This is a genomic window from Hephaestia mangrovi (assembly GCF_019880555.1).
Lineage (GTDB): Bacteria > Pseudomonadota > Alphaproteobacteria > Sphingomonadales > Sphingomonadaceae > Sphingomonas > Sphingomonas mangrovi.
On record NZ_JAINVU010000004.1, the window covers coordinates 265947 to 290950 of the forward strand.

The following is a 25004-nucleotide window of genomic DNA, read 5'->3' on the forward strand; positions in this document are numbered from 1 at the left end:
GTCGTCATGCTGAACGTGTTTCAGCATCCATGGCGCAACGCCAGCCGGTGCGCCTGGTGGCTATGGAGCACCATGGCCCCTTGAATTCCCTCAACAATGATATATTGTATCATCGCGTGATATGGTTCTGTTCCTCCCCGGTGGCGGCGCGATGAAGGCTTTCCCCGAGTTGCTGCCGATCGTCCTCGCTGTCGGTGCCGCCGCCATGACCTATCTCGGCGGCCGGGTCGCGTTGCGGCTCGGCGGGCGTCTGGAGTTGCTGTTCGGGCTCACCGCCGGCGTGGTGCTGGGCATCGCCTTGTTCGACCTGCTGCCCGAGGCGCTGGGGCTGGGCCATGGCTCCTATGCGCCGCGCACGCTGTTCGGGGCGCTGGCCGGCGGGTTCGTCCTCTATCTCCTGCTCGATCGCCTGCTCGATTCGGTGCGCGCGCCGATCGGGTTACGCGCCCATCTCGGGCCGGCGAGCCTCACCGTGCACAGCTTCATCGACGGGTTGGGGATCGGGCTGGCCTTCCACGTCTCGGTGGCGGCGGGGCTGGTCATCGCGATCGCGGTGCTGGTGCATGATTTCGCCGACGGGATCAACACCGTGGGGCTGAGCCTGGCCGGCAATCGCCGCGACATCGCCCATCGCTGGCTGATCGCCGATTCGGCAGCGCCGCTGTTCGGCGCGTTCGCCGGGACGGTGATCGAATTGCGCAACGATGTGCTGGCGCTGGTGCTGGCGGGATTCGCCGGTGCGTTCCTCTATATCGGCGCGTGCGAGCTGATCCCGCGCAGCCGGCTCGGCAGCCAGCGGGGGCTGGGCCAGGCCGCGACGGTCGGCGGGCTGGTGCTGACCTACGGCGTCGTTCGGCTCGCCAACGGCTGAGCGGGCGCCGCGGCGCCATCGTCGGGTCCGAGCCGGCCCGGCGCGGCGGGCACGCCGGCGCCGCGCGCGAGCAGCCGGCGCCGTTCGACCGGTCCCGGCAGCCGCCAGCCGCCGGTCCGCTCGGCCGAGAACGCGAAGAAACGGCCGTAATATTCGGGATCGCCGATCAGCATCAGCGCGGCGTCGTTGCCGGTGTCGCGGGCGGCGTCCAGCATGTGCCCCATCAAGGCGTGGCCGATGCCGTGTTGCTGGCGCGGCGGATCGACCGCGACCGGGCCGACCATCACCATCGCGGTGCGGCGCCCGTCGTCATGGATCAGCGCGACCGGCCAGCATTGGATCGTGCCGACCAGCGCCTCGCCGTCGAGCGCGGCGAAGCTCAATGCCGGAATCGGATCGGTGCCCGCGCGTATTGAGTAAGCGGTACGGCCATGACGGTCGCTGCCGAAAGCGCGGTCGAGCAGCTGCTCGACCCGATCGGGCGCGATCTCGGCAAGGGCGACGAACCGCAACATGACATCCCCTGTGGGCGGTGAAATGCAACGCCCCGATATGGACGGCCGGGGCGGGGCGCTTTACCGTCATCATGCGTGAACGCAAGCGGAATGAGGATCGCGCGATGAAGCTCTATGACGCGGCCTGGGCGCCGAGCCCGCGACGGGTGCGCATCTATCTGGCCGAGAAGGGGATCGAGGTCGAACGCGTGCCGGTCGATCTGCGCGCCGACGAGCAGTTCAGCGATGCCTATCTGGCGATCAACCCGCGCGGCGCCGTGCCCGCGCTGGAGCTCGACGACGGCGAGGTGATCACGGAATCGGCAGCGATCTGCCGCTATTTCGAGGCGACGACGCCCGAGCCGCCACTGTTCGGCGCCAGCCCGATCGAGATCGCCCGGATCGAATCGTGGACGCGGCGGATCGAGGGCGACGGCTATTTCGCCGCCGTTTACGCGTTCCGCAATTCGCTGCCCGCGCTCAAGGATCGCGGGATGCCGGGGAAATGGCCGCCGATCCCGCAGATTCCCGAGCTGGCGACGCGCGGCGCGGTGATGTGGAAAGCCTTTGTCGAGGGGCTCGACGGCCACCTCGCCGATCGCCAGTGGATCGCCGGCAATGATTACAGCTTCGCCGACATCACAGCGCTGGTGACGGTCGATTTCGCGGCGCGGGCGAAGCTTGATATCGACGGGTGCAGCCATATCGGGCGGTGGCACAAGGCGGCCTCCGCGCGGCCGAGCGCGAGCGCGTAGAACGACGGTCGAGCGTCGCAGAAGCCGGCGCTTTCTCAACTGGCCGATCGCGCGCGATCTGCTATGGCGCGGCGATGATCGAGCGCGATACCCTTGAGCTCGAGGTCCACGACCTCGAAGTGATGGTGCTGACCGGCATCTATTCCGAAGAGACGCACCTGCCGCAGCCGTTGCGCATCTCGGTGACGGCCGAGCTCGATTGCGCCGATCGCTACGCGCCGGATACGCCGCTGGCGGCATCGAAGAATTATCTCGACCTGAAGCGCGCGGCGACGATCTTTCCCGAAGGGCTGCACTTCACTTTGATCGAAGCGGTCGCCGATCACATCATCGAGACGCTGTTCCTGCAGGACAAGCGCGTGCGCCGCGTCGCCGTGAAGATCGTCAAGCTGGCGATCGCCGAAGGCGGCGAAGCGATCGGCATGACCTTGACCCGTTCGCGCCCCTGATTTGGCGGAGAGGGCTGCCGAGCCGATTCAGCCTGGCTGAATCCAGGCCCGGTTCAATAGGCCTTGCGGGTATCGCAGGGGCCGAGCGACTGTAGCACGAACTGATAATCCGCGCGCGCCGCGTCAGCGTCCTGTGGGGCCGATCCGGCCACGCTCGAATCGGGCAATTGCCGCGGCAGGAAGCAGGCGAGGCGATACCACAGCAGCGTATCGCGCTGCGGCGCCTGTGCCGCGGCATCGGTGACGTCGCTCAACGCGACCGACCAGCGCGGCTGCTGGCCGGGGCGGCGCAGGATATCGAGCGACACCGGGCGGTTGTCCTTTGTGGTCAGGAAAATCTGCGTCTCGCCCTCGCCGGGCAGCGATCCGGCGACATGGAAGGCATTGCCGATGCCGGTGATTTCGGGCGGCTGATCGGGCTGCACCGTTTCCTGGGCGATTCGCCGGGTGAGCTGTTCGGCGGCAGGCGTCCAGCGGCGCTGGGCGTCCTTGGCGACGAGCTGGAGCTGCGCCGGCCGTCCCGCGACGGGACGCGCGAACAGCAGCACGCGCACCTTCTTCAGCCGTGGCGCGCGGCCCCGCGCGTCGGCCGGCAGATCGACCAGATAACCGATCCGCGGCGGCACCCCGGTGGTGCCGCGAATCAGCGCGTTGACATCGGCCTGAACGTAAAGTCGGATAAATCCCGGATCGACCCCGGCCGCCTCCGGTCCGTTTATCGTGACGGTGCTTCGGATCGTCGCATCGAGGATCAACGGCGCAGCGATGACCAACGGGGCCAGATCGGCATAATGCGGTGCCGCAACCTCTGTGGCCATTTCAGGGCGTTGATCGGGCGGAAATTGTTGCGCATCCGCCGCAAATGGGGTGACACCGAAGGCCAAAGCGGCCCCCGCGAACAGCATCTTGGGAACGGTCGACATGTCGTCTGCGTTACGCGACGGCATCGAATTTATACAGAAATAATTCTGCAAAAGCGCGATTGTACGTTTATTGCGCAAGACAGGGCGTTGCGTCGTTCAAATCGTGACGTTAGAGACTCGCGCTCTGCCGTAGGTTGCGCTAGCTGTAGCGGCAAGCGGGTTCGCTTGCATGGTTAAGATGCTTGTTCGACCGCCCATAGGGATTTGAGGAGTGAAAATTCTGAATGGCCTACGCTGATAGGAGTCAGGGCAGCAACCGCATGGTGGCGATCGTGATCGTCGCCGTCCTGCTGGCGGCGCTCGGATATGCCTTCGTCACCGGCCTGGCGTATCAATACGTCAAGAAGGTGGCGAACAAGATGGACACGTTCGACGTGGCGCCGCCCCCACCGCCGCCGCCGCCCGACGTGCCGCCGCCGCCACCGCCGCCCGACCAGCCGATGACGCCGCCGCCGGTGGTGTCGCCGCCGCCGATCGTGCGCACCGTCGCGCCGCCGGTGCAGATCCAGACGCAGGCGGTTGCGCCGCCCGCGATCAGTCTTGCACCGCCTGCGCCGCCGGCACCGCCGCCGCCGCCCAAGATTTCGAAGGCGGCTGGCCTGAAGGGGAATCCTGGCCGTTTCTTCGGGTCCGACAATTATCCGCCGGCCGCCCGCCGCGCGGGTGCCGAGGGGCGCGTTACTGCGCGCCTCACGGTCGGCACCGACGGCCGCGTGACCGACTGTGTGGTGACCTCGTCGAGCGGCAATTCGGATCTCGACGAAACGACCTGCAGCATCGCGAAGCGCCGCGTTCGTTTTACCCCGGCACAGGACGCCGATGGCAATCCGATGGTTTCGACTTATCCGCTGGCTGTCCGGTGGCAACTCGAAGACGGCTATTGAGATCGGCTTGATTGACCCAATTCACCGATATTGAAGGACAATGAACACATGATCACCATGCTTCTCGCCGCCGGCACCGCCGCCGATACGTCGACCGCCGGGGGCGATAACCCCTATGGTCTGATCCCGATGCTGCAGCAGGGCGGCATCATCTCCGTGACCGTCTTCACCATCCTGGTGCTGATGCTCGTCGTTTCGCTCTACATCATGTTCACCAAGCTGTTCGAGCAGCAGAAGGTGCGCAACGAAGCCAAGCGCGTCCGCGCCGGCTTCTGGAATTCGGCCAATCTGCGCGAAGGCGCGGCCAAGCTCGACAAGAACGGCGCCTATCGCCAGCTCGTCGACGACGGCCTCAACGCGCAGGACCAGTTCAGCAAGCTGACCGATCCGGTCGAGGCGCATGACTGGCTGCACGGTTCGCTGGCGCGCTCGGAAGCGACGATCAACTCGGACCTCAATTCGGGTCTCGCGTTCCTCGCCACGGTCGGCGCCACCGCGCCGTTCATCGGTCTGTTCGGTACCGTCATCGGCATCTACCGCGCGCTGATCAAGATCGGTGCGTCGGGCCAGGCCTCGATCGACAAGGTCGCCGGTCCGGTCGGTGAAGCGCTGATCATGACCGCGCTCGGCCTGGTTACCGCCGTGCCGGCCGTGCTTGCCTACAACTGGCTGCAGCGTCGCAACAAGGCGATTGCCGAGGATCTGAGCGCGTTCTCGAACGACGTGCTCGGCTATCTCGCCTCGAACGGTGCGGTTCGTCCGGAAGCCAAGAAGGTTGCCCCCGCCGCCAAGCCGGCGACGGCGACCGCCGGCCAGGCCGGTGGCGTCCAGACGCGCAAGTAATGGTGCCGGGGCCGCGTAGGATCGCGGCCCCGCCCATCGCCGCCGCGAGGCGGCCCGAGAGAATGCAGAGGAAGTTGCGCAAATGGCGATGAGCGTTGGTGGGGACTCCACCGAAACCCCGATGTCGGACATCAACACGACGCCCCTCGTGGACGTTATGCTGGTGCTCCTCATCATCTTCCTGATCGCGGTGCCCGTCGTGTTGCAGACCGTGCCGGTCAAGCTTCCCGACGTGCAATACGATCCCACGCAGACCAAGCCCGAGAACGTGATGCTCTCGATCCGCTCCGAGGACGGGCAGACCTGCCAGGTCTATTGGGGCATGACCCCGGTCGGCCACCAGGAGCTGCAGGATATGGCGGTCGCCAAGCTGAAGGCCGTGGTCGACAAGTTGGGCAGCAACATCACGCCCGATGACCTGCCGGAGGTGCACATCCGCGGCGACGTCAACACGCCGTACAAGTGCATTGGCGGTGCGATCTACACGATGCAGTCGGCGGGTTTCGCGCGCGTGGGCTTCATCTCGCAGCCGACCAAACTCGGCGCCCTTACGCGCTGATCCGCGGCGACAAGTCAGGAGTTATAACACATGGCAATGAGCGGCGGCCGCGACGACGGCGAACCGATGATGGAAATGAACACGACGCCGCTGATCGACGTCATGCTCGTGCTCCTCATCATGTTCATCATCACCATCCCGCCCCAGACGCACGCGGTGAAGGTGGATCTTCCGCAGAACACGCAGAACCAGCAGATCGTGCAACCGGACAAGAATACGATCTCGATCGATCCCACCGGGCAGGTCGCGTGGAACGGCACCCCGGTCGATGACGTCACGCTGCGTCAGTATCTCGATGCCTCGCTGGCGCTGCCGACCGAGCCGGAATTGCATTTCCAGCCCGATCCCAACGCGCGCTACGAGAAGGTCGATCAGGTTCTGGCGATCATCAAGCGTTCGGGGGTGACCAAGCTCGGCTTCATCGGCAACGAGCAGTATCGCGACGACTTCTAACCACTTCGCGCCAGCGACGGCACGAAAGCGGGCGGCCCTCGGGCCGCCCTTTTTTTGTGCCCGATCCGGCCGCTCCTTGTCCTGGAGTCATCGATATGACATACTGATGTCACGAAACTGAAATGTTTCGATGGGATAATGAGAGGATATGTACCCATGAAACAGGCGATGTGGTACGCGGCAGGATCGGCGCTCATGGCGGCGCTGCTCGCGACCGTCCCGGCGGCGGCGCAGGACCGCACCGGTTACAAGGCAATCAACGCGGGCGATTACGCCAAGGCGGAGCGCGTGCTGGTGCGCGAGCGGCGGATTCACCCGGATCGTCCCGCGCTGATGCTCAACCTCGCCAATGTGTATCGCCATCAGGGGCGGACGGCCGAGGCGCGGGCGCTCTACCAGCGGGTTCTGGCGGCGCCGGATCAGTTGATGGACGTGACGCCCGAGCGCACGGCCTCGTCGCACGCGCTGGCGGCACTGGGCCTGCAGGCGCTCGACACGACAGTATCGGCGCCGACCGAGATCTAGCGCCGCGCTGGCATGGTGGAATCGACGGTCGCCGCATCGGGATCGAACCGCCACCGGTGAACTTGTTTCGGGGGCCGTGGTGCTTCATCGCCGTCAGGTGCACCGGCTGGCGTTGTGCCATGGATGCTGAACCAAGTTCGGCATGACGATATGGATGACGCGGGGTTCCGATCCAGGTGATTGTGGCCGAACCGCGCCGGTCAGAGCCGCGGCAGGGTGACGCCGCGCTGGCCCATATATTTGCCGGCGCGATCGGCATAGCTCGTCTCGCACGGCTCGTTGCCCTGCAGGAAGAGAAACTGGCACGCGCCCTCATTGGCGTAGATCTTTGCCGGCAGCGGCGTGGTGTTCGAAAATTCCAGCGTCACATGGCCTTCCCAGCCGGGCTCCAGCGGCGTCACGTTGACGATGATTCCGCACCGCGCATAAGTCGATTTGCCGAGGCAGATCACCAGCACGTCGCGCGGCACCCGGAAATATTCGACCGTGCGGGCCAGCGCGAAGCTGTTGGGCGGGATGATGCACACATCGGTCTTGCGATCGACGAAGCTGTTCGACGCGAAATCCTTCGGATCGACCACGGCGTTGTCGACATTGGTGAAGATCTTGAATTCGTCCGATACGCGCGCGTCATAGCCATAGGATGACAGGCCGTAGCTGATGCAGCCGGCGCGCCGCTGGCCATCCTCGAACGGCTCGATCATCTGGTGCGAAAGCGCCTGTTCGCGGATCCAGCGGTCGGACAGGATCGCCATGCGTGATTCCCCTTGTTGGACGAGGCGGCAGCTTTCGCGGGAATGGCGCCGCGAGGCAAGGGGTCGCGATTACGCCCTGGCCAAATCGAAGCTGCCGCGCAGGCCGCCGACTGAGGATGTGGCGATCCACAGATCGAAAGCGCCGGGCTCGACCGTCCAGCCGTGCTCGCCCCAGAATTGCAGGTCTTGCCGCTTGAGCGTGAAGCGCACCCGCTGCGTACCGCCGGGCGCGAGGGTCACGCGCTGGAAGCCCTTCAATTCGCGTACCGGCCGCGTGCGGCTGGCGACGCGATCGTGGATGTAGAGCTGGACGACCTCGGTCCCGGCGCGCTTGCCCACGTTGGTGAGCAGCGCCGACGCGGCAAGGCTGCCGTCCCACGCCAGTTCGCGATCGACTTGGAGATCGCTGAGCGTGAACCGGGTGTAGCTCAGCCCGTGGCCGAACGGATACATCGCCTCGTTCTTCGTCTCGCGATAACGCGCCTTATAGGCCTGATCGCCCTCGTCGGGTGCGGGCCGGCCGGTCGGGCGGTGATCGTAGAAATAGGGCTCCTGGCCCGAATAATTGGGGAAGCTCGCCGACAGCTTGGCCGAGGGGTTGACCGCGCCGAACAGCACGTCGGCCACCGCATTGCCCGTCTCGCTGCCGAGGAACCAGCAGGCGAGGATCGCCGGCGCTTGCTTGACGGCGCCGCTCAGCGCCAGCGCGCGGCCGTGCTTGAGCAGCACGATCACGGGCTTGCCGGCCGCCGCGACGGCCTCGGCAAGCGCTTGCTGCGCCGGCGGCACGACGATCGCCACGCGCGACTGGTCCTCGCCCGACATGCCCTGATCCTCGCCGATCGCGAGGATGACGAGATCGACCGCTTTCGCCGCCGCAACCGCGGCGTCGATCCCGCCGGCGATCGGCTTTTCGACCTCCGAGCCCTTGACGACGGTGAGCGCGGCCGGATCGGCGAGCCGGGCGCGAATGCCGCTGGCGATATCGACGCCGATCGTCTCGTCCGCCATGAACGCCCAGGGGCCGGCGAGATTGGCCTTGTCGTCGCCGAACGGGCCGATCAGCGCGATTTTGCCCGGCGCCTTGCCGAGCGGCAGCAGGTCGCCGTCATTCTTGAGCAGCACGATCGAGCGCGCGCCCGATTCGCGGGACAAGGCGCGCGTCGCGGGCATCGCCACCTGCGTCTTCTCGCGGGCATAGTCCATCGAGCGATAGGGATTGTCGAACAGCCCGAGTTGCTCCTTCAGGGTCAGCACGCGCCGCACCGAGGCATCGACCAGCGCCTCGGCCACCTCGCCCTTTTCGACCAGATCGGGCAGCCATTTGTTGTAGAGCCCGCTCTGCATCGACATGTCGACGCCGGCGGTGAACGCCTTCTTCGCCGCATCGCGGCCGTCGGCGGCATAGCCGTGCGCGATCAGTTCCTCATCGGCGGTATAATCGGACACGACGAGGCCGCGGAAATGCCATTGATCGCGCAGCAATTCGGTGAGCAGCCAATGGTTGCCGCTGGCGGGTACGCCATCGAGATCGTTGAACGCCGACATGGTGGTCAGCGCGCCGGCGTCGAACGCGGCCTTGAATGGCGGCAGGTGGATTTCGCGCAACGTCTCCATCGAGATGTCGACGGTATTGTATTCCATCCCCGCCGCGACCGCGCCATAGGCCGCGAAATGCTTGGGGCAGGCGGCGACGCGGCTCGGATCGGTGGGGTCGCTGCCCTGGAAGCCGCGCACGCGGGCGATCGCCATCTGCTGGCCGAGATAGGTGTCCTCGCCGGAGCCTTCGGCGACGCGCCCCCAGCGCTCGTCGCGCGCGACATCGACCATCGGCGCGAAGGTCCAGTGCATCCCGACCGCGGTGGTTTCCAGCGCGGCGGCGCGCGCGGTGCGCATCGCGAGGTCGGGATCGAACGAGCCCGCCTCGGCGATCGGAATCGGGAAGACGGTGGCGAGCCCGTGGATCACGTCGCCGGCAAAGACCAGCGGAATCTTGAGCCGGCTCTGCTCGATCGCGGTCTTCTGCGCCCGCCGCGCCCCCGACACGCCGACGCCGTTGAACAGCATCCCGATCCGGCCCGCCTTGATGTCGGCGAGCTGTTTTGCCGCATTGCTGCTCACCGCATTGGGATTGAACGGGATACGCGGCGGCCGGATCGCGTCACCGAAGCAGGAGAGCTGCCCGGCCTTTTCGGCGAGCGTCATCTTCGCGATCAGGCTCTCGATCCGGTCGCTCTGGGCAAAGGCGATGCGCGGAGCGAGCGCGAATCCGGCGATCGCGCCGCCGGCCTTGAGCAGCGTGCGGCGAGTTGGCGACGTCATCGGGCATCCTCTCGTGGAAACGGTTACACGCCTTCTATCGCCGATTGTCGCGATGAACGGAACCCCCGGCGGTCAAAGTCGCGATTGGTGTCGGCCTGGTTTGGGGAGCCGCCGTCGTCGTAAGAGGCGACGGCGGCTCGGTTCGCAGGTGATTATTGCTGCCGCTGGCCGCCGAGGTTGAGCAGCAACTGGAAGAGGTTGACCAGATTGAGATAGAGGCCGAGCGCGCTCATCAGTGCGAGCTTCTCGGCCCGCTCGGTGCCGCCATAAGCAAGATATTCGGATTTCGCCCGCTGCGTATCCCAGGCGGCGAGCCCGGTGAATACCGCCACGCCGACCAGCGAGATCGCGGTCTGCAGCGCGCTGGAGGCGAGCAGCAGATTGACCAGCGACGCAGCGACCACGCCGATCAGCCCCATCATCAGGAAGCTGGACCAGCGCGACAGGTCGCGCTTGGTAGTGTATCCCCACAGGCTGACCCCGGCGAACATGATCGCCGCGACCAGGAACATCTGGGCGATGCTGGCGCCGGTGAACACCAGGAAGATGCTGGCCAGCGATACCCCCATCACCGCGGCGAAGCCGTAAAAGGCGGCGCGTGCGGCGCCCAGTGTCATCCGGTCGATACGGAAGCTGAGGAAGAACACGAAGGCGAGCGGCGCGAACATCGCCACCCATTTGAGCGGTGTGCCGAAGATCAGCGCGGTTGCCACCGGCGAAGCGGCGATCGCGGCGGCAACCGCGGCGGTGACGATCAGGCCGATCGCCATCGTGCGATAGACGCCGACCATGTGACGGCGCAGCCCGGCATCGAAATTCGGGCGGGCGGCGGGGGCGAAGAGCACGCGATCCATGGCGTCAGCCCTCCGCCTGCCGGGGGCCGCGCACCCGCGCGAGCAGCCGGCACGCGGCACGGCGGAACTCGGAGGCCTCCGGGATGTGGCGCACCAGCCGATCCTTGACCGCGAGGCGCTGCTTCTTGAGGTGGCGCAGGCGGAAATGGTCGGGCACGCCGCGCGCGGCCTCGCGCCGGATTTCGCGGTTGAGGTGGCGGTGGGTAGCGATCAGACGCTCGATCAGCGAATTCATCATGTCCTCCAAATCGAAGTTGCATTCGAAATCGAGGGCGTCGGTGGAAGAGGGACAGGTACGTCCGAACTGCACCGAGCACGCTCGATGCGGTCCGACATCACGGAGGCTTGTGAGAAGCCGCCGCCAGAGGGGCCCGGTCCGCTCCATCGTGATAACGCGGCGAAGCTGAACGGGGGATGACAGGTTGGGGGCCGTTGCGGCCAAAAAGAAACCGCCGCCCGGTTGCCCGGACGGCGGTTCTTTTTCGTGTCAGCGTCTCAGCCGGGGATCACTCCTCGTTGAGATACTCGCCGGCATCGGCATCGGTGCCGTGGCCCGACGGCACGACCCGCGACAGCGCATCGCTGCCGGTATCGTCCAGCGCGTCACGCTGGCGCTCGGCGGCACGCTCCTCTTCCGCCGAATTGGCGGCGACGAGGGCCTCCTGCAGCTTCTTCTGCTGCGCGCGGAGCGCGGCGTCGCGGCTGTTGGCGGCGATGCGGACGCGGTTCATGCCCGCGCCGGTCCCCGCCGGGATCAGCCGGCCGACGATCACATTCTCCTTGAGGCCGATCAGCGTGTCCTTCTTGCCCTGGACCGAAGCCTCGGTGAGCACACGCGTCGTCTCCTGGAACGACGCCGCCGAGATGAAGCTGCGGGTCTGCAGCGACGCCTTGGTGATGCCGAGCAGGATCGGCTTGCCCTGCGCAGGGGCCTGCTTCTTGTCGAGCTTGGCGTTGATCGCGTCCATCTCCTCGCGATCGACCTGCTCGCCGGCGAGCAACGTGGTGTCGCCGCCGTCGGTGATCTCGACCTTCTGCAGCATCTGGCGAACGATCGTCTCGATGTGCTTGTCGTTGATCTTCACGCCCTGGAGACGATAGACCTCCTGGATTTCCGCGACCATGTATTCCGACAAGGCCTCGATGCCGAGGACTTCCAGAATGTCGTGCGGATCGGGCGAGCCGCCGATCAGGTTGTCGCCACGCTTGACGTAGTCGCCTTCCTGGACGTCGATCACCTTCGACTTGGGCACCAGATACTCGACGACCTCGCCGCCATCCTCCGGCTGAATGCCGATCTTGCGCTTGGCCTTGTAGTCCTTGCCGAACACGACACGGCCCGAGACCTTGGCGATGATCGCATTTTCCTTCGGCTTGCGCGCCTCGAACAGCTCGGCGACTCGCGGCAGACCGCCGGTGATGTCACGGGTCTTCGCAGACTCGCGAGCAACACGGGCAAGCACGTCGCCCGCCTTCACTTCCGCGCCGTCCTCGACCGAGATCACCGCGCCCGGGGTCAGCATGTAGCGCCCGGCCTCGCCCGAATCCCCGTCGAGCAGGGTGAGGCGAGGACGCAAGTCCTCCTTCGACCGCGCCGAGGCGCGATATTCGGTGACCACGCGCTGCGTGATGCCGGTGGCTTCGTCGGCCTGCTCGGTCAGCGTCTTGCCGTCGATCAGGTCCTGATACTTCACGATGCCGGGGTTTTCCGTGATCACCGGCGCGGTGAACGGATCCCATTCGGCCATGCGATCGCCCTTGGAGACGATATGGCCGTCATCGAACATCACATAGGCGCCGTACGGAATGCGATGCACCGCACGCTCGCGGCCCTCGTCGTCGAGGATCGCGAGCTCCGCCGAACGGCTGAGCACCACGCGGCGACCGCGCTGATCCTCGATCACGCGCATGTCGCGGAACTCGACGGTGCCGTCGGCCGGCGCCTCGAGGTTCGACTGCTCGTTGAGCTGCGCCGCGCCGCCGATGTGGAAGGTCCGCATCGTGAGCTGGGTGCCCGGCTCACCGATCGACTGCGCCGCGATGACGCCGACCGCCTCGCCGATGTTCACCGGCGTCCCGCGGGCGAGATCACGCCCGTAGCACTTGGCGCACACGCCGATCTTCGATTCGCAGACCAGCGGCGAACGGATCTTGACGCCCTGGACGCCGATCTCCTCGAGCTGGGCGACCATCGGCTCGTCGAGCAAAGTGCCCGTCGGGATCACGACCTCGTTGGTCTTGGCATCGACGATGTCCTCGGCGGTGGTGCGGCCCAGCACGCGCTCGGCGAGCGACGCGATGGTCGAACCACCCTGAACGATCGCCTTCATCTCCAGCGCGCGTTCGGTGCCGCAATCTTCCTCGACGATCGTGCAATCCTGCGACACGTCGACCAGACGGCGGGTCAGGTAACCCGAGTTCGCCGTCTTGAGCGCCGTATCGGCCAGACCCTTGCGGGCGCCGTGGCTCGAGTTGAAATATTCAAGGACGGTCAGGCCTTCCTTGAAGTTCGAGATGATCGGCGTCTCGATGATCTCGCCCGAGGGCTTGGCCATCAGGCCGCGCATGCCGGCGAGCTGCTTGATCTGCGCCGGCGAACCACGCGCACCCGAATGCGCCATCATGTAGATCGCGTTGGCGTCCTTCTCGCGGCCCGTTTCCGGGTCCTTACGGATCGCCTTGATCTCGTCCATCATCGCCGCGGCGACCTGGTCACCGCAGCGCGACCAGGCGTCGATCACCTTGTTGTACTTTTCCTGCTGGGTGATCAGGCCGTCCTGATATTGCTGCTCGTAATCCTTCACCAGCGCACGGGTCTCCTCGACCAGCCCGTCCTTGGCGGCCGGGATGATCATGTCGTCCTTGCCGAACGAGATGCCGGCGCGGAAGGCGTGGCGGAACCCCAGCGCCATGATCGCGTCGGCGAACAGCACCGTGTCCTTCTGGCCGGTGTGGCGATAGACCTCGTCGATCACGTCGCCGACGTCCTTCTTGGTCAGCTGGCGGTTGACGATGTCGAACGGCACCTTGTGGCTCTTCGGCAGGCACTCGCCAAGCAGCATGCGGCCAGGGGTAGTTTCATACCGCTTGAGGTAGGTGTTACCGTCCTCGTCGGTCTGCGGCACGCGGCTGGTGATCTTGGTGTGCAGCGTCACCGCGCCGGCATAGAGCGCCTGGTGGACTTCCTGCATGTCGCCCAGCACCATGCCTTCGCCGGGTTCACCCTCCTTCATCGTCGAGATGTAATAGAGGCCCAGCACCATGTCCTGCGACGGCACGATGATCGGCTTGCCGTTCGCCGGCGACAGGATGTTGTTGGTCGACATCATCAGCACGCGCGCTTCCAGCTGCGCTTCGAGGCTCAGCGGGACGTGCACGGCCATCTGGTCGCCGTCGAAGTCGGCGTTGAACGCCGAGCAGACCAGCGGGTGAAGCTGGATCGCCTTACCTTCGATCAGCACCGGCTCGAACGCCTGGATGCCGAGACGGTGGAGCGTCGGCGCGCGGTTGAGCATGACCGGGTGCTCGCGAATGACTTCGTCGAGAATGTCCCAGACTTCCTTGCGCTCCTTCTCGACCCACTTCTTGGCCTGCTTCAAGGTCATGGAGAGACCCTTGGCGTCGAGGCGGGCGTAGATGAACGGCTTGAACAGCTCGAGCGCCATCTTCTTGGGCAGGCCGCACTGGTGCAGCTTGAGCTCCGGACCGGTCACGATGACCGAGCGGCCCGAATAATCCACGCGCTTGCCGAGCAGGTTCTGGCGGAAGCGGCCCTGCTTGCCCTTGAGCATGTCCGAAAGCGACTTCAGCGGACGCTTGTTGGCGCCGGTGATCGTCCGGCCGCGGCGGCCGTTGTCGAACAGCGCATCGACGGCTTCTTGCAGCATGCGCTTTTCGTTGCGGACGATGATGTCCGGCGCGCGCAGCTCCATCAGGCGCTTCAGGCGGTTGTTACGATTGATCACGCGGCGATACAGGTCGTTCAGATCCGACGTCGCGAAGCGGCCACCGTCCAGCGGCACCAGCGGGCGCAGCTCGGGCGGGATGACCGGGATCACCTCGAGGATCATCCATTCGGGGCGGTTGCCCGATTCGATGAAGCTCTCGACGACCTTCAGCCGCTTGATGATCTTCTTGGGCTTGAGCTCCGACTTGGTGGTGGCGAGCTCTTCCATGAGCTGCACCTTCTCGCCCTCGAGGTCGAGGCTTTCGAGCATGATGCGCACGGCTTCCGCGCCGATCCCGGCGGAGAAGGCGTCCTCGCCATATTCGTCCTGCGCTTCGAGCAGTTCGTCCTCAGTAAGAAGCTGATACTTCTCCAGCGGGGTCAGGCCCGGCTCGATGACGATATAGGCTTCGAAATAGAGCACGCGCTCGAGCTGCTTGAGCTGCATGTCGAGCAGCAGGCCGATGCGCGAGGGGAGCGACTTCAGGAACCAGATGTGCGCGACCGGGGCGGCAAGCTCGATATGGCCCATCCGCTCGCGGCGGACCTTGGACACGGTGACTTCGACACCGCACTTTTCGCAGACGATGCCCTTGTACTTCATCCGCTTGTACTTGCCGCACAGGCACTCGTAGTCCTTGATCGGACCGAAGATGCGCGCGCAGAACAGGCCGTCACGCTCGGGCTTGAACGTGCGATAATTGATCGTCTCGGGCTTCTTGATCTCGCCGAACGACCACGAGCGGATCTTGTCAGGCGAGGCGATGCCGATCTGGATCTGGTCGAACGTCTCCGGCTTCTGCACCGGGTTCGCGAAGGGAGTCATCTCGTTCATAATTCAGTTTCCTCTGAGGGAAAATCTTGGGGCAGGGGGCGGGGAAGGGCGCCGCCGAAGCGACGCCCCGCCTGATCACTCCGCTGCCAATGCCGGCGCGTCGTCGTCGTCCTCGTCGTTCTTGAGTTCGACGTTGAGACCCAGCGAGCGCATTTCCTTGACGAGCACGTTGAAGCTCTCGGGGATGCCGGCCTCGAAGGTGTCGTCGCCCTTGACGATCGCCTCATAGACCTTGGTGCGGCCGACCACGTCGTCGGACTTCACCGTCAGCATCTCCTGCAGCGTGTAGGCGGCGCCGTAAGCCTGCAAGGCCCACACCTCCATCTCGCCGAAGCGCTGGCCGCCGAACTGCGCCTTGCCGCCCAGCGGCTGCTGGGTGACGAGGCTGTACGGCCCGATCGAGCGCGCGTGGATCTTGTCGTCGACCAGGTGGTGCAGCTTGAGCATATAGATGATGCCCACCGTCACCTTGCGGTCGAACTGATCGCCCGTGCGGCCGTCGAACAGCACCGACTGGCCCGAGGTATCGAGACCCGCCAGCTCCAGCATCGCCGAGACGTCGGCTTCGCGGGCGCCGTCGAACACCGGGGTGCCCATCGGAACGCCAGTGGCGACGTTCTTGACCAGCTCGGTCACCTGCTCGTCGTCACGCGCGTCGATCTCGGCCGCGTAGGACTCGCCGTAGATCTCCTTGAGCCGCGCCTTCACCGCGTCGGGCATCGCGCCCGGCTTCGGATCGGGATTGGCCTCGCGCCACTCTTCGAGCTGGCGGTTGACCTGCATGCCCAGGTTGCGCGCCGCCCAGCCGAGATGCGTCTCGAAGATCTGCCCGACGTTCATGCGCGAAGGCACGCCCAGCGGGTTCAAGACGATGTCGACAGGCGTGCCGTCCTCGAGGAACGGCATGTCCTCCTGCGGCAGGATGCGGCTGACCACACCCTTGTTGCCGTGGCGGCCAGCCATCTTGTCGCCCGGCTGCATCTTGCGCTTCACCGCGACGAACACCTTGACCATCTTGAGCACGCCCGGCGGCAGCTCGTCGCCACGCTCCAGCTTCTCGCGCCGATCGTGGAACTTGTCGGTGATCTTCTTGGCGGCCTCGTCATACTGCGCCTTGACCGCTTCGAGCGCCGACTGCACCGCATCGTCCTGAACGGCGAACTTCCACCATTCGTGACGATCGACGCCGTCGAGCAGCTCGTCGGTGATCTCGGAGCCCTTCTTGACACCCTTCGGCGCGGCCGTAGCGACCTGGCCGAGCAGCATTTCCTTCAGCCGCGACCAGGTGGCGCGGTTGAGGATCGAGCGTTCGTCGTCGGCGTCCTTCTTGAGGAGCTCGATCTCCTCGCGTTCGATCGCCAGCGCGCGCTCGTCCTTGTCGATGCCGTGACGGTTGAACACGCGGACCTCGACGATCGTGCCGGCGACGCCCGGCGGCAGACGCAGCGAGGTATCGCGCACGTCCGACGCCTTTTCGCCGAAGATCGCGCGGAGCAGCTTTTCTTCCGGCGTCATCGGGCTTTCGCCCTTCGGCGTGATCTTGCCGACCAGGATGTCGCCCGGCTCCACTTCGGCGCCGACATAGACGATGCCCGCCTCGTCGAGGTTGCGCAGCGCTTCCTCGCCGACATTGGGGATGTCGCGGGTGATGTCCTCCGGCCCGAGCTTGGTGTCGCGGGCCATCACCTCGAACTCGTCGATGTGGATCGAGGTGAAGACGTCATCCTTCACGATCCGCTCGGAAAGCAGGATCGAATCCTCATAGTTGTAGCCGTTCCAAGGCATGAACGCGACCAGCGCGTTGCGGCCCAGCGCCAGCTCGCCGAACTCGGTCGACGGGCCGTCGGCGAGCACGTCGCCGGCCTCGACCACGTCGCCCACCTTCACCAGCGGACGCTGGTTGATGCAGGTCGACTGGTTCGAACGCTGGAACTTCATCAGCGTGTAGATGTCGACGCCCGGCTCGGTCGGATCAATGTCGCCGGTCGCGCGGATGACGATACGCGTCGCATCGACCTGATCGACCACGCCGGCGCGCTTGGCCGCGATCGCCGCGCCCGAATCGCGCGCGACGGTCTCTTCCATGCCGGTGCCGACGAACGGCGCCTCGGCGCGAACCAGCGGCACCGCCTGGCGCTGCATGTTCGAACCCATCAGCGCGCGGTTGGCATCGTCGTTTTCCAGGAACGGAATGAGCGACGCGGCGACCGACACGAGCTGCTTGGGGCTGACGTCCATCAGCGTGATCGTGTCGCGCATCGCCATCAGGAATTCGCCCGCCTGACGCGACGAGACGATTTCCTCGACGAAGCTGCCGTCCTCATTGAGCTCGGCATTGGCCTGCGCGATGGTGTGCTTCTGCTCCTCCATCGCCGACAGGTAGATCACCTCGTTGGTCACCTTGTGGTCGACCACCTTGCGGTACGGCGTCTCGATGAAGCCGTATTTGTTGACGCGGCTGAAGGTCGCGAGGCTGTTGATCAGGCCGATGTTCGGGCCTTCCGGCGTCTCGATCGGGCAGATGCGGCCATAATGCGTCGGATGGACGTCGCGGACCTCGAAGCCCGCGCGCTCGCGGGTGAGACCGCCCGGCCCGAGCGCCGAAACGCGACGCTTATGCGTCACTTCGGAGAGCGGGTTGGTCTGGTCCATGAACTGCGAAAGCTGCGACGAGCCGAAGAACTCGCGCACCGCGGCGACCGCGGGCTTGGCGTTGATCAGGTCGTTCGGCATGACGGTCGACACGTCGATCGACGACATGCGCTCCTTCACCGCGCGCTCCATGCGCAGCAAGCCGACGCGATACTGGTTCTCGAGCAACTCGCCGACCGAGCGGACGCGGCGGTTGCCGAGGTTGTCGATATCATCGACCTCGCCCTTGCCGTCCTTGAGGTCGACCAGTTCCTTGACCACCGCGAGGATATCCTCGGTGCGCAGCGTCGTCACCGTGTCCTCGGCGTCGAGGCCGAGGCGCATGTTGAGCTTGACGCGGCCGACCGCCGACAGATCGTAGCGATCGGGATCGAAGAACAGGCCGGCGAACAGCGCCTCGGCCGTCTCCAGCGTCGGCGGCTCGCCGGGGCGCATCACGCGATAGATGTCGCTCAACGCCTGCTCGCGATCCTCGGCCTTGTCGGCCTTCAGCGTGTTGCGGATCCACGGGCCGGTCGAAACGTGATCGATGTCGAGCAGTTCGACGCGATCGATCCCGGCCTTGTCGAGCTTTTCGAGATTCTCGGCCGACACTTCGTCGCCCGCCTCGATATAGATCTCGCCGGTCTTCTCGTTGATGAGGTCATAGGCCGAATAGCGGCCGAAGATTTCCTCGGTCGGGATCAGCAGGGTCTCGAGGCCGTCCTTGGCCGCCTTGTTGGCGGCGCGCGGGCTGATCTTCTGGCCGGCGGCGAACACCACCTCGCCCGACGCGGCGTCGACGATGTCGAACATCGGCTTCACCCCGCGCCAGTTCTCGGCTGCGAACGGGATCTGCCAGCCGCCTTCGCCGCGCACATAAGTGACGCGGTTGTAGAACTGGTTGAGGATGTCCTCGCTGTTCAGGCCCAGCGCGTAGAGCAGCGCGGTGACCGGTAGCTTGCGCTTGCGGTCGATACGGACGTTGACGATGTCCTTGGCGTCGAACTCGAAATCGAGCCACGAGCCGCGATAGGGGATTACGCGGGCAGCGAAGAGATACTTGCCCGACGAGTGCGTCTTGCCGCGGTCATGGTCGAACAGCACGCCCGGCGAGCGGTGCATCTGCGAGACGATGACACGCTCGGTGCCGTTGATCAGGAAGGTGCCGTTCTCGGTCATGAGCGGCATGTCGCCCATGTAGACGTCCTGCTCCTTGATATCGAGCACCGAACGGGCTTCGGTATCGGGATCGACCTCGAACACGATCAGGCGCAGCGTGACGCGCATCGGCGCGGCATAGGTGATGCCGCGCTGGCGGCACTCATCGGTATCGAACTTGGGCGGCTCGAGCTCGTAATTGACGAAATCGAGCTCGGCGGTGCCGGCGAAGTCGCGGATCGGGAACACGCTGCGCAGCGTCTTTTCCAGGCCCGAAACGTAGCCGATCGACGGGTCGCTCCGCAGGAACTGTTCGTAGGATTCGCGCTGAACCTCGATCAGGTTCGGCATCTGCACCACTTCGTGGATGTTGCCGAAGATCTTGCGGATGCGGCGCTTGCGCGTGCCGCCCTCGATTGCCTTGGTCGCCATGTTTTAGATTCGCCCTCGTCGATCAGAATGTCGCATCCGGATGCCACCGGAAGGGGGCGCGCAAGACGACGCAAAAAGCCGCGTGTTCGCCTCCTTCGGGGAGGAAAACCGCAGCTTGCAGCGTCGTGAAACCATCGCCATCCCATTCGCCCGATGCGTTGCGCGACGACGCATCATTTCCCGGATGTCGTGGATATGGACGGCGATATAGGATCGCGGGGCACGCGTGTCAATTGTGCGACACCTCGCGCGTGAAATGCGTCCTGGCGCGTGTCGGCCCATTCGCCGGTTGGCAAGCGTTCAGCTTGCGGCGATTAGGGCGGCTGATTGTTTCCTGTCGGACAGATGATGCGTTTCCCGCCGTTCAACACGCCACGACCGCGCCGCCGCCCGGCGCTGATCGCGCTCGCCGCCGGCGCCGCGCCGGTCGCCGCCCAGACCACGCCGGCGCAGCCGCCGGCCAACAGCCAGGCGCCGCAGACGCTTCCCGGCCTCGACAATTTCTCGATCGCGCCGCGCACGCCGATGCCGATGCCGGTTCCCACCCCGACGCCCACGCCCAGTCCGGCGGCGCCGCTGACCGTCCAGCCGCTGCCGAGCCCGACGCCGACCCCGCGTGCTGCGCCTTCTCGCGCGGCCCGCAGTCCGGCGCCTGTGCCAAAGCCATCACCGACGCCGGCTGCCACCCCGACCGCTACCCCTGGCGCAACGTCAAGTGCCACGCCGTCCGCGGCCGCAACGCCGGTTCCCGCTGAAACCGCGACGCCCGCGGCGGTCCCGGCGCCCGCGCCCGCCGCCGCACCGGGCCATTCCTTGTTGTGGATCGCGCTGTTCATCGTCCTGTTGCTGCTGCCTGCGCTTGGCGTCGTCTTGTGGTTCCTGCGCCGCAGCCCGGCCGGTGCCGTGCCGGCCGACGCGGCATGGGACGAGGATGACGAGGATTGGATCGCGCCCGATCAGCTTGTCCCGGCGCCCGCGCCGCGTCCGGTTGTCCCGCCGCGCCAGCCCCCCGGCACCGCGACGCGGCCGCGCCTCGAAATCGGCTTCACCCCACGCAGCGCGGGCACCGATGGCGGTCGCGCCGCGGTCGATTACGATCTCGTCGTCAGGAACACCGGCAATGCCGCGGCGGAGGGCGTGCAGATGCGCGTCGAGCTGGTCACGGCGGGGAACAGCCACGATGCCGAGTTGCAGGCGCGGCTCGATGCCCCGATCGAAAAGCCGATGATCGCGCCGTTCACACTCGCTGCCGGCCAGGCCCGCCCGATTCGCGCGCTCGCGCAATTGCCCAAGGCCGCAATCAACGTCGTGGCGGTGCAGGGGCGGCCGATGTTCGTGCCGATCGTCGCCGTCGACCTGCGATACCGCTGGCCCGGCGGCGAGGCCCAGACCGCCGGGAGCTTCGTCATCGGCATCGCGCCGAAGGCAGGCGAGCGGATGCGCCCGTTCTGGCTCGACGGCGCACCGCGCATGTATGACGCGGTGACGGCGCGCCCGCATGCGGTGGGGGTGAGGCGATAGCCCCGAGCTGACCGTCACTCCGGACTCGTTCCGGGGGTCCAATGCGCCTCAAGCTATATCGTTCGTGGATGGTTGGATGCCGGAACAAGTCCGGCATGACGGGTTGGTTGATAACGTGTCTCCACACATCGTCACCGGCGAACTTGTTTCAGGGTCCACGGACCAACGCCGGCGACACGCGCGACGCGACTGATGCGCCATGGATGCTGAAACACGTTCAGTATGACGGGCACAAAAAAGGGCGGCCCCCGCGCGGGAGCCGCCCCTTCTTTTGCTCTCGGCCCCGGCTTGCACCGAGGCCACGCAAGCCTTGCGGCTTACTTCAGCTCGACGGTCGCGCCGGCGGCTTCGAGCTGGGCCTTGATCTTCTCGGCCTCTTCCTTGTTCACGCCTTCCTTGACGGCCTTCGGCGCGCCCTCGACGAGGGCCTTCGCCTCGGTCAGGCCGAGCTGGGTGATGGCGCGGACTTCCTTGATGACGTTGATCTTCTTGCCACCGTCGCCGGTGAGGATCACGTCGAACTCGTCCTTGGCCTCTTCGGCCGCGGCGCCACCACCGGCACCGCCGGCGGCCGGGCCGGCGACGGCGACGGCCGCAGCAGCCGAGACGCCCCACTTCTCTTCGAGAAGCTTGGCAAGGTCAGCCGCCTCGAGGACGGTCAGTTCGGAAAGCTGGTCAACCAGCGCGTTCAGGTCTGCCATTTTTAAGTCTCCATGCGGGGCTCAACTGCCCCAATCGGTTCAAAACAAAAGCTGTTCGCTTGACGATCGCTGTCAGGCGGCATCCTTGGCGCCATAGGCACCGAACACGCGCGCGAGCTTCGCGGCAGGCGCATTCGAAAGCTGGGCGAGCTTGGTCGCGGGCGCCTGGACGAGGCCCACGATCTTGGCCCGCAGCTCGTCGAGCGACGGCAGCGACGCGAGTGCGTTCACACCTTTGACGTCGAGAACGGTCGTTCCCATGCCACCGCCGACGATTTCCAACTTGTCGTTGGTCTTCGCGAAATCCGACACCACCTTGGCGGCGGCGACCGGATCGGTCGAGGTAGCCAGGGCCACCGGCCCGGTCAGCAGGTCGCTGAGCCCGGCATAATCGGTGTCCTTGAGCGCGATCTTGGCAAGCTTGTTCTTCGAGACCTTGTAGGTCGCGCCGGCTTCCCGCATTTTGATCCGAAGCTCGGTCGACTGCGCGACAGTGAGCCCGAGGTTGCGGGTGACGACCACCACGCCGACCTCGTTGAAGGTGCGGTTCAGCTCGGCAACGGCCTCGGTCTTTTGAGCACGATCCATGCCATTCTCCACGTTTGGCGGCTCCGAAGAACCGCCGGTTACACGCCGGGCAAGGCGCGAACGCCGCACCCGGTTTTGTCCTTGCGATGGGGAAGGGCGCCGCATGGACGCGGCAGACCGGCAAGCGCCGGCCTTGAAATCCTTTTCCCCGTCTCGGCGAGAAATCAAGGGCGCAAGGCCCACTCGCTGTCTCGGACGAGACTCGGCCCACGCACGCGCAGGACGAGGTGGCCGGCACTCTACAGGCGTGCGCGGAAAAGTCAACCGCGCGCCTTCCTTCCCCGTCATGCTGGACTTGTTTCATCATCCATGGTGCAACGCTGGCGCCGTGGGCGTCGCTGATGTTGGGCCATGGCCCCTGAAACGAGTTCAGGGTGACGAGTGGTATTGATACCCCTCGACTAGGCCACCAGCCTCGCGATAGGGCTGCCAGCCATGATCGACCTCAAACCGCCCGTCGCGGCGACTCGCCCCCACAGCTTCACTGCCCATGGCCACACGATCCACGACCCCTGGGCGTGGCTCAAGGACCCGAACTATCCGGACGTCTCCGACAAGGACGTGCTCGCCTATCTCGAAGCCGAAAACGCCTATTTCGAGGCGGCGATGAAGCCGCACCAGCCGCTCGTCGACCGGCTCTACGAAGAGATGAAGGGCCGCATCAAGGAAGACGATTCGAGCGTGCCGCAGCAGGACGGTGACTGGCTCTACTGGACGGCCTATGAGACCGGCGGCCAATATCGCAAATGGTGGCGCAAGCCGGTTGCTGGCGGCGCGGACCAGTTGCTGCTCGACGAGCCGGCGCTGGCCGAGGGCAAGGAGTATTTCCGCCTCGGCGCCTTCTCGGTGTCGAACGACGGCACGCTGCTTGCCTATGCGATCGACGACAACGGCTCCGAACGCTTCACCATTCACGTCAAGAATCTCGAGACCGGCGAGCATCTGCCCGAGGTGATCCCCGGCATGCTGTCGGAGATCGTCTGGACCGCCGACGATTCGGCCTTCCTCTACGGCCTCGCCAACGCGCAATGGCGCACCGACAATGCCCGCCTCCACCGCCTCGGCACCCCTGTCGAGGACGATATCGAGCTCTATCACGAGGATGACGAGGGCTATCGCGTCGGCGTTTCCGAAACCCAGTCGCGCAAGTGGATCATCATCGCCACCGGCGATCATGTCACGAGCGAGGTCCGCCTCGTCCCGGCGAGTGATCCCACCGCCGAGCCGATCCTCGTCGCGCCGCGCGAACCGGGCCGCGAATATGATGTCGACGAGCATGACGGCACATTGTTCATCCACACCAACGACACCGATCCGATGTGGCGCCTGTGCATCGCGTCGATCGACACGCCCGGCGAGTGGCGCGAGCTGATCGCGCCGTCGAAGCATTTCTACATGACCGGCGTCGCTTGCTTCGCCGATTTCTTCGTCGTCGAGGGCCGCGAGGACGGGCTCGATCAGGTCGACATCCACTCGTATGACCCGACGATCGCGCCGCGCCGCGTGCTGTTCCCCGAAGCGAGCTACGCCGCCGGCCTCGGCAGCAATCCCGAATATGCCGTGACGAGCCTGCGGATGGGCTATGAATCGATGGTCACGCCTGGAACGGTGTTCGATTATCACCTCGCTACCGGCGAGCTCGAAACGCTCAAGGTGCAGGAAATCCCGAGCGGCTACGACGCCTCGAAATACGCCACCGAGCGGCTCAAGATCACCGTGCGCGACGGGACGCAGGTGCCCGTCTCGATCGTCTATCCGAACGGCTTTCCCAAGGATGGGTCGCGCCCGCTGTTCCTCTATGCCTATGGCGCTTATGGCATGGCGATCCCGCCGGGCTTCTCCACCGGCCGGCTGAGCCTGCTCGACCGCGGCTTCGCCTATGCCATCGCGCACATCCGCGGCGGCGACGACCTCGGGCAAGACTGGTATCACCAGGGCAAGCTCGACAAGCGCACCAACACCTTCAACGATTTCGTCGACGTCGCGCGTGGCCTGATCGCACAGGGCTGGACCAGCGCCGGGCGCATCGCGACGGCGGGCCGCTCGGCCGGCGGCGAGCTGATGGGCGCCATCGTCAATTCGGACCCCGAACTATGGGGCGCGGTAATCGCCGACGTACCGTTCGTCGACGTGCTCAACACGATGCTCGATCCCGATCTGCCGCTCACCCCCGGCGAATGGCCCGAATGGGGCAATCCGATCACCGACAAGGCGGCGTTCGAGCTGATCCGCAGCTATTCGCCCTACGACAATGTGACGGCGCAGGCTTACCCGCCGCTGTTCATCAGCGGAGGCCTCAACGATCCGCGCGTGACCTATTGGGAGCCCGCCAAATGGGCCGCCAAACTCCGCGCGACCAAGACCGACGACAATGTGCTGCTTTTGAAAACCAACATGGGCGCCGGCCACGGTGGCAAGTCCGGTCGCTTCGAAAGCCTGCGCGAGGCGGCCGAGGAACATGCCTTCGTCCTATGGCAGCTGGGGGTGGAGGGCTGACGTCAC

Annotated in this window: 20 protein-coding genes; 10 read left to right on the top strand and 10 right to left on the bottom strand. The window is 65.7% G+C overall.

What is annotated here, in order from left to right:
- Nucleotides 1–121: 121 nt before the first annotated feature.
- Nucleotides 122–871, top strand: coding sequence for a ZIP family metal transporter (locus K7G81_RS11660; RefSeq protein WP_255586941.1), 750 nt, complete (start codon nt 122–124; stop codon nt 869–871).
- Here the strand turns inward: K7G81_RS11660 and K7G81_RS11665 are convergent.
- Nucleotides 841–1386: a GNAT family N-acetyltransferase gene (locus tag K7G81_RS11665; RefSeq protein WP_223030966.1), complete on the bottom strand. Its 546-nt coding sequence runs from the start codon at nt 1384–1386 to the stop codon at nt 841–843. The two genes, K7G81_RS11660 and K7G81_RS11665, sit on opposite strands and share 31 nt — an antisense overlap.
- Before the next feature lie 104 nt (nt 1387–1490).
- Here K7G81_RS11665 and K7G81_RS11670 point away from each other — a divergent pair, with 104 nt between their 5' ends.
- Together K7G81_RS11670 and K7G81_RS11675 are read left to right on the top strand one after the other, a co-directional pair.
- Complete coding sequence (locus tag K7G81_RS11670) at nt 1491–2120, top strand: glutathione S-transferase family protein (protein ID WP_223030967.1); 630 nt, start codon at nt 1491–1493, stop codon at nt 2118–2120.
- A gap of 74 nt (nt 2121–2194) precedes the next feature.
- Entirely contained in the window at nt 2195–2569 is a 375-nt protein-coding gene (locus K7G81_RS11675) for a dihydroneopterin aldolase (RefSeq protein WP_223030968.1), read from the top strand.
- Nucleotides 2570–2622: 53 nt separating this feature from the next.
- Here K7G81_RS11675 and K7G81_RS11680 read toward each other — a convergent pair whose 3' ends face one another.
- Entirely contained in the window at nt 2623–3492 is an 870-nt protein-coding gene (locus K7G81_RS11680) for a hypothetical protein (RefSeq protein WP_369412096.1), read from the bottom strand.
- A gap of 224 nt (nt 3493–3716) precedes the next feature.
- Here K7G81_RS11680 and K7G81_RS11685 point away from each other — a divergent pair, with 224 nt between their 5' ends.
- From K7G81_RS11685 to K7G81_RS11705, 5 genes are all read left to right on the top strand, one after another.
- The gene (locus K7G81_RS11685) at nt 3717–4376 is read left to right on the top strand and encodes an energy transducer TonB (RefSeq protein WP_223030969.1); all 660 of its coding nucleotides are present in this window, start codon (nt 3717–3719) and stop codon (nt 4374–4376) included.
- Nucleotides 4377–4424: 48 nt separating this feature from the next.
- The gene (locus tag K7G81_RS11690) at nt 4425–5219 is read left to right on the top strand and encodes a MotA/TolQ/ExbB proton channel family protein (protein WP_223030970.1); all 795 of its coding nucleotides are present in this window, start codon (nt 4425–4427) and stop codon (nt 5217–5219) included.
- Nucleotides 5220–5301: 82 nt separating this feature from the next.
- Nucleotides 5302–5778, top strand: coding sequence for an ExbD/TolR family protein (locus K7G81_RS11695; RefSeq protein WP_223030971.1), 477 nt, complete (start codon nt 5302–5304; stop codon nt 5776–5778).
- A 30-nt stretch (nt 5779–5808) separates the two neighbouring features.
- Nucleotides 5809–6231: an ExbD/TolR family protein gene (locus tag K7G81_RS11700; protein WP_223030972.1), complete on the top strand. Its 423-nt coding sequence runs from the start codon at nt 5809–5811 to the stop codon at nt 6229–6231.
- 156 nt (nt 6232–6387) lie between these two features.
- Nucleotides 6388–6756 (top strand): tetratricopeptide repeat protein, encoded by a 369-nt coding sequence (locus K7G81_RS11705; protein WP_255586945.1) that lies wholly within the window; start codon nt 6388–6390, stop codon nt 6754–6756.
- A gap of 200 nt (nt 6757–6956) precedes the next feature.
- Here the strand turns inward: K7G81_RS11705 and dcd are convergent, their stop codons facing one another.
- The 6 genes from dcd to rpoB all read right to left on the bottom strand — a co-directional run bounded on the left by dcd (nt 6957) and on the right by rpoB (nt 19692).
- Entirely contained in the window at nt 6957–7511 is a 555-nt protein-coding gene (gene dcd / locus K7G81_RS11710; protein ID WP_223030973.1) for a dCTP deaminase, read from the bottom strand.
- A gap of 69 nt (nt 7512–7580) precedes the next feature.
- Nucleotides 7581–9833, bottom strand: coding sequence for a glycoside hydrolase family 3 N-terminal domain-containing protein (locus K7G81_RS11715; RefSeq protein ID WP_223030974.1), 2253 nt, complete (start codon nt 9831–9833; stop codon nt 7581–7583).
- A 152-nt stretch (nt 9834–9985) separates the two neighbouring features.
- Nucleotides 9986–10687 (bottom strand): Bax inhibitor-1/YccA family protein, encoded by a 702-nt coding sequence (locus tag K7G81_RS11720; protein WP_255586949.1) that lies wholly within the window; start codon nt 10685–10687, stop codon nt 9986–9988.
- A gap of 4 nt (nt 10688–10691) precedes the next feature.
- Nucleotides 10692–10925, bottom strand: a complete 234-nt coding sequence (locus K7G81_RS11725; RefSeq protein WP_223030975.1) for an HP1242/YdcH family protein — start codon at nt 10923–10925, stop codon at nt 10692–10694.
- Between the two features lie 268 nt (nt 10926–11193).
- Nucleotides 11194–15468 (bottom strand): DNA-directed RNA polymerase subunit beta', encoded by a 4275-nt coding sequence (gene rpoC, locus K7G81_RS11730; protein WP_223030976.1) that lies wholly within the window; start codon nt 15466–15468, stop codon nt 11194–11196.
- 75 nt (nt 15469–15543) lie between these two features.
- Nucleotides 15544–19692, bottom strand: coding sequence for a DNA-directed RNA polymerase subunit beta (gene rpoB, locus K7G81_RS11735; RefSeq protein WP_223030977.1), 4149 nt, complete (start codon nt 19690–19692; stop codon nt 15544–15546).
- A 345-nt stretch (nt 19693–20037) separates the two neighbouring features.
- Between rpoB and K7G81_RS11740 the strand changes: the two genes are divergently transcribed.
- On the top strand, nt 20038–21213 hold the full coding sequence (locus K7G81_RS11740) for a hypothetical protein (protein ID WP_223030978.1): 1176 nt from the start codon (nt 20038–20040) through the stop codon (nt 21211–21213).
- A gap of 317 nt (nt 21214–21530) precedes the next feature.
- On the opposite strand, the gene rplL is transcribed toward K7G81_RS11740, so the two are convergent.
- Both rplL and rplJ read right to left on the bottom strand, forming a co-directional pair.
- Nucleotides 21531–21914, bottom strand: coding sequence for a 50S ribosomal protein L7/L12 (gene rplL, locus K7G81_RS11745; protein ID WP_223030979.1), 384 nt, complete (start codon nt 21912–21914; stop codon nt 21531–21533).
- Nucleotides 21915–21986: 72 nt separating this feature from the next.
- Complete coding sequence (gene rplJ / locus K7G81_RS11750; RefSeq protein WP_223030980.1) at nt 21987–22502, bottom strand: 50S ribosomal protein L10; 516 nt, start codon at nt 22500–22502, stop codon at nt 21987–21989.
- A 435-nt stretch (nt 22503–22937) separates the two neighbouring features.
- On the opposite strand from rplJ, the gene K7G81_RS11755 reads away from it, so the two are divergent.
- The gene (locus tag K7G81_RS11755) at nt 22938–24998 is read left to right on the top strand and encodes a S9 family peptidase (RefSeq protein ID WP_223030981.1); all 2061 of its coding nucleotides are present in this window, start codon (nt 22938–22940) and stop codon (nt 24996–24998) included.
- The last annotated feature ends 6 nt before the right edge of the window (nt 24999–25004 follow it).

Coding starts and splice junctions, on each gene's coding strand:
- rpoB (WP_223030977.1), bottom strand. CDS start 19,692: ATGGCGACCAAGGCAATCGAGGGCGGCACGCGCAAGCGCCGCATCCGC.
- K7G81_RS11665 (WP_223030966.1), bottom strand. CDS start 1,386: ATGTTGCGGTTCGTCGCCCTTGCCGAGATCGCGCCCGATCGGGTCGAG.
- K7G81_RS11685 (WP_223030969.1), top strand. CDS start 3,717: ATGGCCTACGCTGATAGGAGTCAGGGCAGCAACCGCATGGTGGCGATC.
- K7G81_RS11705 (WP_255586945.1), top strand. CDS start 6,388: ATGAAACAGGCGATGTGGTACGCGGCAGGATCGGCGCTCATGGCGGCG.
- rpoC (WP_223030976.1), bottom strand. CDS start 15,468: ATGAACGAGATGACTCCCTTCGCGAACCCGGTGCAGAAGCCGGAGACG.
- K7G81_RS11660 (WP_255586941.1), top strand. CDS start 122: ATGGTTCTGTTCCTCCCCGGTGGCGGCGCGATGAAGGCTTTCCCCGAG.
- K7G81_RS11755 (WP_223030981.1), top strand. CDS start 22,938: ATGATCGACCTCAAACCGCCCGTCGCGGCGACTCGCCCCCACAGCTTC.
- K7G81_RS11670 (WP_223030967.1), top strand. CDS start 1,491: ATGAAGCTCTATGACGCGGCCTGGGCGCCGAGCCCGCGACGGGTGCGC.
- K7G81_RS11715 (WP_223030974.1), bottom strand. CDS start 9,833: ATGACGTCGCCAACTCGCCGCACGCTGCTCAAGGCCGGCGGCGCGATC.
- rplJ (WP_223030980.1), bottom strand. CDS start 22,502: ATGGATCGTGCTCAAAAGACCGAGGCCGTTGCCGAGCTGAACCGCACC.
- K7G81_RS11725 (WP_223030975.1), bottom strand. CDS start 10,925: ATGATGAATTCGCTGATCGAGCGTCTGATCGCTACCCACCGCCACCTC.
- K7G81_RS11700 (WP_223030972.1), top strand. CDS start 5,809: ATGGCAATGAGCGGCGGCCGCGACGACGGCGAACCGATGATGGAAATG.
- K7G81_RS11740 (WP_223030978.1), top strand. CDS start 20,038: ATGATGCGTTTCCCGCCGTTCAACACGCCACGACCGCGCCGCCGCCCG.
- K7G81_RS11695 (WP_223030971.1), top strand. CDS start 5,302: ATGGCGATGAGCGTTGGTGGGGACTCCACCGAAACCCCGATGTCGGAC.
- dcd (WP_223030973.1), bottom strand. CDS start 7,511: ATGGCGATCCTGTCCGACCGCTGGATCCGCGAACAGGCGCTTTCGCAC.
- K7G81_RS11690 (WP_223030970.1), top strand. CDS start 4,425: ATGATCACCATGCTTCTCGCCGCCGGCACCGCCGCCGATACGTCGACC.
- rplL (WP_223030979.1), bottom strand. CDS start 21,914: ATGGCAGACCTGAACGCGCTGGTTGACCAGCTTTCCGAACTGACCGTC.
- K7G81_RS11675 (WP_223030968.1), top strand. CDS start 2,195: ATGATCGAGCGCGATACCCTTGAGCTCGAGGTCCACGACCTCGAAGTG.
- K7G81_RS11680 (WP_369412096.1), bottom strand. CDS start 3,492: ATGTCGACCGTTCCCAAGATGCTGTTCGCGGGGGCCGCTTTGGCCTTC.
- K7G81_RS11720 (WP_255586949.1), bottom strand. CDS start 10,687: ATGGATCGCGTGCTCTTCGCCCCCGCCGCCCGCCCGAATTTCGATGCC.